Raw genomic sequence first — 2,522 nt, 5'->3', positions numbered from 1 at the left:
TACATTTATCTTTAGATTATAAAACACCGAATATGGTATATCAATTATCAGCTTAATTCAATTTTAACCTGTAGCCATATTTCAGGACAAGACATGCCGCAAAACCCAGAAACCGAGTGAAAAAGACAATATTTGAAATCACCAAAATGGACTGTCCTTCAGAGGAAAATCTAATCCGAATGAAATTAGATGGAATTTCAAGCATTGCGAATTTGGACTTTGATATTCCGAATCGACAATTGACCGTTTTTCACAGCGGAGAAATTGACCAAATCGAAAAGTCAGTTATCGAACTGAATTTAGGCGGAAAGAAAATCTCGACTGAACAAACCGACCAAACGGAATTTAAAGAAAACAAAAACCAAAAAAAACTACTTTGGTCTGTACTCGTTATAAATTTTGCATTTTTCATAATCGAAATGACAACAGGAATTATCTCAAAATCTATGGGACTTGTTGCCGACAGTTTAGATATGCTTGCGGACAGTTTTGTGTACGGAATTAGTTTGTTTGCGGTTGGCGGAACAGTAATAAAGAAAAAACGGATTGCCAAACTTGCAGGATATTTTCAAATAATACTTGCGATTATTGGATTTGTCGAAGTTTTAAGAAGATTTTTCGGAGACGAGAAACTTCCCGATTTTTCGACAATGATTATCGTATCGATTTTTGCACTTATCGCAAATGGAATTTGTCTTTACATTTTGCAAAAGTCAAAAAGCAAAGAAGAAGCACATATGAAAGCAAGTATGATTTTCACCTCAAATGACGTGATTATCAATTTGGGAGTAATAATCGCAGGAATTTTAGTAAATTGGTTGAGTTCGAGCAAACCTGATTTAATTATCGGAACAATCGTTTTTGTTTTGGTAATTCAAGGAGCGTTTAGGATTTTGAAATTAAGTAAGTAAATGAATAAATAAAGCACTACTTACAACACCGTATAAAAATAATTGCGGTTTAGTGCTTAATCAAAAGGTCGTTGCTTGTTTGTAACGTCTGATTTTCCTTCGGAAAATCCTCGCATACAAACCCGCAACTATTCTTATACATAAACGTTACCTGCAATACCCAAACCCAATGGCTGAAGACAAAGAATTTAGAGTTGTAATACCAAAAGAACACTATCAAATTCTGAATTTTAAACAAGACGAATTACCTGGAATTGCAGTTGTGAATAAGAGTTTATCGGAATTTGAACCGAAAGAAGTTTTTGTTTGGCATTGTTCGGTAATGTTACAATGTGAAAAGCTAATCGAAAACGGAATGCCTTCTCGAGAAGAAGTAGAAATATTGGACAAATTTGGCGACTTTCTCGATGACAAAATAAAAGGAGCTGATAAGGAAAAACCAAACGGACTTTTTCTCGCAAGAATTACGTGGAATGAAACGCGTGAATTAATTTGGCGGATTTTTGACCCAGAAATCGCGAATGATTTTCTGACTGACCTAATTGAACGTGAAGACCATCCTCGGAATTTTGACTACCGAATTGACGAAGACGAAGATTGGAAATTGACTGAATGGCATCTGAAAAAAAGAGAATAAAGTACAGCAGGTAACAACGTATATAAAAAATTGCTATTTTGGGCTAAATTTAAAGGTCGTTGCACGTTTGCTACGTCTGATTTTCCTTCGGAAAATCCTCGCACGCAAACACGCAACTTTCCATATACAAAACCGTTGTAAGCAATTTCCCAAAAATCAACATATGAAAATAAAACCGAATGCTTCTTCTAATGAGATGTCTTCACCATTTTATAAAATGAATGAAAATTTTTGTGCTGATTTTGAAAATTTTATCGCTAAAAAAAACGGAAAAGTGAAAGGTAAATATAACGCTTGGTCTTATCAGGTTTTCGGAAAAATATACTCACCAAAAAACTGGAATTTGATGTATAAAAAAGCAACCTTTACATCAAGCGGTAATTTATTGCTATCATCTAAAGATCAAAGTCTATTAGTAATCGTAGAATGGGAAACTGAAAGAAAAGGGACCCATAATTCTGAATTTCGAATAAGAAAAAAAACAAGAACTGATTTTTTTAAAAAAATTGTAAACAAATCCATATCTGACTTGAATTTGTCTGAAGAATATATCTTGGAAACGAAAAATAATAAACCGAAATTGATTTCTAAACTTACTGAAATATTAAAAAGTCTTTTCTTATCAGGAGAAATATATAAAATTGAACATCGGAATGACAAACTGAAAATTGAAATGAGAACAGAGAAACATCATTTCGAAATATTTGAAAGATTAATAACTGAAATATAAAAACTGCTTACAACACCGTGTATAATTAATTGCTTTGGTCGTTGCTTATTTGGAAAATTCCTTCGGAATTTTCTCGCGTTCGTTTTTGTTTACTAAATTAGTTGCTTAAACACGCAACTAACCATACACAATAACGTTAGCCAAAATACTGAGTCGTCCTGAATAAAGGCTACATAATTTTAAACATTATGTACAAAAATGACAAAGTAATTAGACGTTACAGCGAACCTTTCAAATTAAAAAT

Annotated in this window: 3 protein-coding genes; all 3 read left to right on the top strand. The window is 32.9% G+C overall.

Annotation, left to right across the window (positions count from 1 at the left end):
• Positions 1–116: 116 nt before the first annotated feature.
• The 3 genes from G525_RS0117745 to G525_RS0117735 all read left to right on the top strand — a co-directional run bounded on the left by G525_RS0117745 (position 117) and on the right by G525_RS0117735 (position 2,278).
• Positions 117–911, top strand: a complete 795-nt coding sequence (locus tag G525_RS0117745; RefSeq protein WP_027127326.1) for a cation efflux transmembrane domain-containing protein — start codon at positions 117–119, stop codon at positions 909–911.
• Between the two features lie 169 nt (positions 912–1,080).
• Positions 1,081–1,548, top strand: a complete 468-nt coding sequence (locus tag G525_RS0117740; protein WP_051210011.1) for a DUF695 domain-containing protein — start codon at positions 1,081–1,083, stop codon at positions 1,546–1,548.
• A gap of 163 nt (positions 1,549–1,711) precedes the next feature.
• On the top strand, positions 1,712–2,278 hold the full coding sequence (locus G525_RS0117735) for a hypothetical protein (RefSeq protein WP_027127324.1): 567 nt from the start codon (positions 1,712–1,714) through the stop codon (positions 2,276–2,278).
• The last annotated feature ends 244 nt before the right edge of the window (positions 2,279–2,522 follow it).

It is taken from the genome of Gelidibacter mesophilus DSM 14095, assembly GCF_000423005.1.
Lineage (GTDB): Bacteria > Bacteroidota > Bacteroidia > Flavobacteriales > Flavobacteriaceae > Gelidibacter > Gelidibacter mesophilus.
Note: the sequence above shows the minus strand (reverse complement) of the source record. Positions and strands in the feature narration are given on the sequence as shown.

What these genes read in the sequence shown, in the direction of transcription:
- G525_RS0117740 (WP_051210011.1), top strand. Translation starts at nt 1,081, where the DNA reads ATGGCTGAAGACAAAGAATTTAGAGTTGTAATACCAAAAGAACACTAT.
- G525_RS0117735 (WP_027127324.1), top strand. Translation starts at nt 1,712, where the DNA reads ATGAAAATAAAACCGAATGCTTCTTCTAATGAGATGTCTTCACCATTT.